The organism is Kaarinaea lacus, assembly GCF_975902315.1.
This window is the reverse complement of record NZ_CDLKIE010000095.1, coordinates 1-6,923: the sequence shown is the minus strand read 5'-3', so window position 1 is coordinate 6,923 and position 6,923 is coordinate 1. Positions and strand designations below refer to the sequence as shown.

4 protein-coding genes and 1 pseudogene are annotated in these 6,923 nt (G+C 43.9%); 2 read left to right on the top strand and 3 right to left on the bottom strand.

What is annotated here, in order from left to right:
• Together ACWVCM_RS02315 and ACWVCM_RS02310 are read left to right on the top strand one after the other, a co-directional pair.
• Nucleotides 1-180 (top strand): annotated as a pseudogene (locus ACWVCM_RS02315) (redoxin); the annotation flags it as partial.
• A 235-nt stretch (nt 181-415) separates the two neighbouring features.
• Entirely contained in the window at nt 416-2,323 is a 1,908-nt protein-coding gene (locus tag ACWVCM_RS02310) for a mechanosensitive ion channel domain-containing protein (RefSeq protein ID WP_455200090.1), read from the top strand.
• A 55-nt stretch (nt 2,324-2,378) separates the two neighbouring features.
• Here the strand turns inward: ACWVCM_RS02310 and ACWVCM_RS02305 are convergent, their stop codons facing one another.
• The 3 genes from ACWVCM_RS02305 to ACWVCM_RS02295 all read right to left on the bottom strand — a co-directional run.
• Complete coding sequence (locus ACWVCM_RS02305) at nt 2,379-2,576, bottom strand: DUF3185 family protein (protein ID WP_455200089.1); 198 nt, start codon at nt 2,574-2,576, stop codon at nt 2,379-2,381.
• A 137-nt stretch (nt 2,577-2,713) separates the two neighbouring features.
• Complete coding sequence (locus tag ACWVCM_RS02300; protein ID WP_455200088.1) at nt 2,714-5,065, bottom strand: EAL domain-containing protein; 2,352 nt, start codon at nt 5,063-5,065, stop codon at nt 2,714-2,716.
• A 272-nt stretch (nt 5,066-5,337) separates the two neighbouring features.
• The coding region (locus tag ACWVCM_RS02295; RefSeq protein ID WP_455200087.1) for an AAA family ATPase at nt 5,338-6,923 on the bottom strand (1,586 nt) is incomplete at its 5' end.

Below are 6,923 nucleotides of genomic sequence, written 5' to 3'. Positions count from 1 at the left end.
GACATTACATACCCTGTCGCCATCGACAACGATTTTCATATTTGGCGTCGTTTCTCCAATCGCTACTGGCCTGCCATGTATATTGTCGACAAGCAGGGTAACATTCGTTATCGCTTTATCGGTGAAGGTAATTACAGGGATATTGAGAACGTTATTAACAAGCTGCTGGCAGATAACTGAGATATTAACCCTTCCCTTATCACCATAAAAAAGCAAAAACCAGCCTTTATATGATTACAGAAACAGACTCTTAGTAATATCCATTTCGTTGACCCAGCTCATTCGGCAATGGACACGGAATATCGACATCCAATCCTGGATCGATTATATTTTGCCTAGATATTCAATATATTAGGCCAATATGAAATTACCGAAATTCAAATCTTACTTAGCCTTATTTGGTATTGTTTTGGCTATGCACCCCGCATCGCTTGTAGCAGCACCCGATGCTGCTACGCAAAACAATCAAAGCACTGAAACTTCCTCAGACCAGGCCAAACAGGAAAAAACCGAAGGCCTTTCCAATGCGGAGCAAATACTGAAAATAGAAGCCAATATTGAGGCAGATGGAAAAAGAATTCAGGAATTAAAAAAAGAACTGGAGATAAAACAAAAAACGTTCACACGCATATCCGACGGACTGAAAAATCTAGGCAAACAAAAAGCGGAAAAGGAACAACAGCTGGCCGAGCAGGCAGATCAGAAAGGCCCGACCGCTCAGGATTTGAAACAGGATATTGAAAGTCTATCCAGAGAATATGAATTGTTTAATACCCAGGCCAATTTGAACTTAAAGGCACAAAAAACGCTTCAAGAACAAATTAAAGGCCTCGAGGAAAAAAGACTCAATGATAAGAACCTTCTCGATGGATTGAAGGGAAAAATAACAGTTGAAGATACTGGCCAGACAGAGAAAGTACAAACTATTCCTGGGCGACCAGCAGAAGATATTACACCTGCTATAAAGACTCCTTTACCTATTCCGTCAACACCGGCTGAGACTGCACCAGAAAAGGAAGAAGAAGTCGAGGCACTCGCCACACCAGAACAAATCGAAGCGCAAAAGGAGGAACAGGAAAAGCGTGCCGAAGCCAAACAGGCAGAGCAAATCGTTGTTGATTATGTTGAACGGAAAAAAGCACTAGAAAATCAAATTCGTCGTGAACAACAATTATTGGATAACGAAATCCAGTCTCGCAGCAATATAGAAAACTACCTGAGCACCCTTGATGGAAAGCTTGACAAGGCGCGCCAGGAAGGCAAGCAGGAGGACATAAAACAATTACAAAAAGACATACCAGACATTCGTAAAGAATTACGTAGAGTACAAAATGACATCGTGGCCCGCAGCGTCCTGTTAAACCAGTTACATCAACAATTAACTGAAGTTCAAGCGGGTCAACTACAAGCTGTAGAAACCGCGGAAGAAAAACGCCAGGCAGCGGAGACGGCACGGCAAAAGAACGTTTGGTTACAAAGCCCACTTCATCCTCACAATATCGCTCAATGGGTCATGACGCGTGGACCGCGGGTGTTACTAGTAATCGCACTCATGATTTTACTGTTGTTCATTAGCAGGGTTTCAGTAAAACGTGTTGCTAGAGCCGTTTCCAGGAAAGGACGAGGCTCAATAGAAGGCCGCGTCAACAGAGCTGAAACCATAGCACTTAGCATGGATGCAGTTCTAAGATTGCTAATCTATGTCGGCGGTACATTTTTAGTATTGGAAGAAGCTGGCGTGGATATTAAGACTATTCTTGGTGGTGCCGCGATTATTGGTCTGGCGTTTGCCTTTGGCGCCCAGAACCTGATGCGTGATTATTTCAGCGGCATTATGATTCTGATGGAGGACCAATATGAACTTGGAGACGTAGTGACGGTTGGAAATGTCACCGGCGTGGTAGAACGCGTTAACATGCGCGCTACCGTGCTTCGTGATATTGAAGGTAGAGTCCATTTCATTCCCAACGGTGAAATCAAGCAAGTCACCAATCGCACCTATGAGTGGGCTCAAGCAGTCTTCGATATCAATGTGTCATACAAAGAAAATGTGGATGAAGTCATGACACTATTAATGGAACTGGCGAAACAGTTGCAAGAAGACCCTGATTACAGAGACTATATTCTGTCTGACCCGGTAATGTTAGGGGTGAATGAGTTTGGCAATGCGGCGGTAACGATTAAGTTTATGATTAAAACACAGGCCGACAAAATGTGGCCCATCAGGCGTGAAATGTTACGGCGCATTAAAAACAAATTTGATGAAGTGGGTATTCAGATACCGATACAGCAAAGAGAAGTTTTTCAAGTCACGTCTGACTAACTGAAACCTTTACAAGCTGTATTCCGCTACTGTTACGACAGTTTATTTGTCATTATTATTTCTTGATCAGACCTACCAGGCCAATTGCAGCAGCAATGCCACCGACTATGTAAAATATCAGGGTCTCATCAGTTGGCCGCCCAGAAAAGGTACTGCTGAGCTGTGATCCCACTTCTTCTGAAACCTGAAATCCCCAGGCGATCAAAGCAACTCCTATTACCAGCAAAACTATACTAAGATGTTTTTTACTCATTATTATCCCTTTAGCTTAAAATTTCAGTCTTGTTGACAGTAACAAGCTTAGTACGAATATCAGATACTTACAAATCGCAATTTTACATTGTTGATTTTCAGTTTAGGTCAGATGACAAACGTCATGCAGTTTCGGAATTATGATTGGGCCGCCAGTTTACTTTCGAAGGTTAACAGTTCAGGCTTATGAATCGCATATCCCTGCGCATAGTCAACCTTCAACTCTTTTAGAATTTTTAGCGTTTCATGATTTTCAACAAATTCCGCGATTGTTTTAAGCTTCAGGATATGACCAATCTGATTAATAGACTCCACCATAGCATAATCTATAGGATCATCCATCAGATCCTTAACGAAACTTCCGTCAATCTTTAGATAATCTACCGGCAGGTGCTTAAGATAATTAAATGAGCTCAATCCGCTGCCAAAATCATCCAGCGCAAACCTAAATCCTTCTTCTTTAAGCGCAGTAATTAAATGAGTAGCTTCTGTTAAATTTGCCACGGCAGCAGTCTCGGTAATTTCAAAACAAATTCGCTCTGCATCAACACCATGCTCAAGTCTTTTTTCTATGACAAAATCCAGAAACTGTTCATCCCCAAGTGATTGCCCGGAAATATTAACCGTCCACATGAAATTAGCGCCAGGATTATTAATTTGATACTGTTGTAAATGCATAAACGCATTACTCACCACCCAACGATCTATAGCAGGCATTAAATCGTAACGCTCTGCCGCCGGTAAAAAAGCCATAGGTGGTATGATCTCTCCATTGTCGCTAATCATACGCACCAGTAATTCAATATTATATTCCCCGGGTGATGATTCAACCGATACAAACTTCTGGAAAAATAGCTGGAATTGATCCTTCTCCAATGCCTGCCTTATACGTGGCAACCACTGCATTTCGCCTCTTCGCTCACTGAGCAATTTGTCATCTGGCTGATAGATATGAATACGATTGCGACCCAGGTCTTTAGCAACAAAACAGGCGGAATCGGCAGCACTCATTACATCGGTGAGCCCACCAGTTTCATGGTTTATAGCAACCACGCCCAGGCTGACACCAACCTCAAACGACTTATCTCCCCATACAAACCGGAACTCATTTATTGTGTTGCGTAGTACATCGATAATTTGCCTGGCCTTACCCAACTTACAGTCCAGAAATAAAATACCAAACTCATCTCCTCCCAGGCGCGCCAGGGTATCGGACTTTCTGATTTTTCGATGTAATAAAACAGTTAATTGTTTGAGTAACTCATCGCCCGCAATATGCCCGCAAGTATCGTTAACAACTTTAAACTGATCCAGATCCATGTAGCATAAAACATGTTCTTCCTGATTGTTCCGCGCAACATTAATTGCTTCGCTAAGACGTCTTTCAAACTCATCTCGATTGATTAATCCCGTCAAAGAATCATGAGCGGCCTGATAGGCCATCTGATTCGCCATATCTCGAATCGCTGTCATGTTTCGAAATACCAGAACTGCGCCAATAATACTTTGATCATAATCCTGGATAGGTGACGCAGTCAGTTCAACAGCATAGTGATCGCCATCTTCCCGCACCAGGGTCATTGGCTCATAGTTATCAACAATGCGCTGCTCGTTAATTGCTTTCAGCACCGGATTTGTCGAGGGAGGAAATCCTTCGTCATTAACGAGTGTGAGCACATCAAATAAACTCTTACCTTTCGCATTTGCATTGCTGACGCCTGTAAGTTGACTAGCCACATGGTTTACATAGTCAACGTTTCCGTTTGCATCGGTAGTAATGACGCCATCACCAATAGAATTTAGCGTAACTTGCACTCTTTCTTTTTGCCGGAAGAGTGTCGCTTCATTACTTGCTGTTCGGCGGATCACAACCAGCGCAACGATAATTCCAATGACTAACGCCGCCGCACCAAATATATACATCAGGTTTCGAGCACGATTATATTCCAGTGTTGATTGCTCAACAGCCTTCCTGGTTTCTATCCGTTGAATCTCCATCAGCTCATTTAGTTTACCGAAAACCTTTTCCTGAGCTTCCATGGTTTTGTCATACAACAATTGCTTTGCTTGTGCTATTTCGTCTTTATAGGCGAAGTCAATCACTCGCTCCTGCAGTTGAACGGCATCTACCGTTAACTTTCCCTGATCCAGGAGTGCTTGATGCTCCTGTTTACTCAGTTGCATGCTCTGCAATTGTTGTCGAGCAGTAGTAAATTCCAGCGCAAATCTATTGAACAGCATGTATTCGTCATCGCGCTCAAAAGGGTCGTCCAGCAACAGCATGCGATATAAGCCCAACATGCGTTCACGGGCGGCATAACGCATGGCGGTTACCAGCTCTGTTTTAACATTATGATTTTCGGCAATACTTTTGAGGCGTGTCTGAATAGCAGACATACTGGTAAGACCAACGGCAAAAATAATCACCATTAGTAAGAGGGTTACGGTAAATCCGACAACCAGTCCAGCACTGACTTGTTGTTTCCACATACGATTAATATATCAGAAATGAGTATTCGCTATACTCTAATTATGATAACGGACAATCGCGCTGAATTATTAGGGCGCTTGCCATAAATATAGACAAAAAATAAACAAATTATCGATTTAGGGAAAATTAACGTATTAAAGTCGCTGGTGGGGACAGTGCTGGACACTGCTGGTTGTAAATTCATCATTTTGCGCCCCATGATTTTGGATTTCCCTGCCGGTCCATCCAGAAATCATGGGGTGATAGATTGCGACTTACTTGATTGATTAGCCTAAGCTACCGATTCGCTTTGGCCGGTTTTCTTTTCAAACGCGAGGTGATCACCTTCTAAAGTGACGTCGATAATATCGCCGGGCGAAAACTTTCCAGACAGGATTTCCTGCGCCAGTTCATTTTCAATACTATTCTGAATAGCCCGTTTTAGCGGACGGGCACCATAAACCGGATCAAATCCTGCTTCCCCCAGTTTATCCAGTGCTGCATCGGAAATTTGTAATTGAATATCGCGCTCTGCCAAACGTTGTTTCAGATACACCATTTGAATTTGAGTAATGGCGCGAATCTGATCCTTGCCCAGGGGATGAAACACCACCGTCTCATCGATTCGATTAATAAACTCAGGACGGAATTGCTGTGACACCACCTCCATAACAGCCTTCTTCATGTCCTGGTAATGTTCTTCACCCGACAGTTCCTGGATAATTTGCGAACCAAGATTGGAGGTCATCACGATAACCGTATTGCGGAAATCCACCGTGCGGCCATGACCATCCGTTAATCGGCCATCATCAAGCACCTGTAGCAGCACGTTAAATACATCAGGATGCGCTTTTTCCACCTCGTCCAGCAAAATTACCGAGTAAGGCTTGCGTCGTACTGCCTCGGTTAAATAGCCACCCTCTTCATAGCCAACATAACCGGGAGGCGCACCGATTAATCGCGCGACCGAATGTTTTTCCATGAACTCCGACATATCAATACGTACCATGGCGTCTTCGGTATCAAATAAAAATTCTGCCAGCGCCTTGGTTAATTCGGTTTTACCCACACCGGTAGGACCCAAAAACAGAAACGAACCATTGGGCCGGTTTGGATCGGACAAGCCTGCTCTTGAACGTCGAATGGCATTGGCTACAGCAGTGACAGCTTCCTGCTGCCCAACCACACGTTTACCCAGTTCTTCTTCCATGCGCAATAATTTTTCCCGCTCGCCTTCCAGCATTTTGGACACCGGTATACCCGTCCATTTGGAAACCACTTCGGCAATTTCTTCTTCGGTCACTTTATTACGCAATAACTGCATATCCGCTTTTTCAGCTTCAGATGCCGCTGCTAATTGTTTCTCCAGCTCTGGAATACGACCGTATTGCAGCTCTGACATACGCGCCAGATCACCTGCACGATTGGCGGTTTCCATTTCCATACGCGCTTGATCCAGTTGTTCTTTGACATGTTGCGAGCCCTGTACGGCAGCTTTTTCTGCTTTCCAGATTTCTTCATAGTCAGCGTATTCCTTTTCAAGCTTGTTAATTTCTTCCTGCAAATCCTGCAGGCGACGCCTGGAAGCCTCATCGCTTTCCTTTTTCAGCGCTTCACGTTCTATTTTTAACTGCACCAGGCGACGATCCAGTCGATCCATCTCTTCCGGCTTGGAATCGATTTCCATGCGAATTCGACTGGCAGCTTCATCCACCAGATCAATGGCTTTATCCGGCAGCTGTCGATCAGTAATGTAGCGTTGAGACAGTGTTGCAGCCGAGACAATGGCCGGATCGGTTATGTCGACACCATGGTGAACTTCGTATTTTTCTTTCAGGCCACGTAAAATGGCGATAGTGTCTTCCACACTGGGTTCAT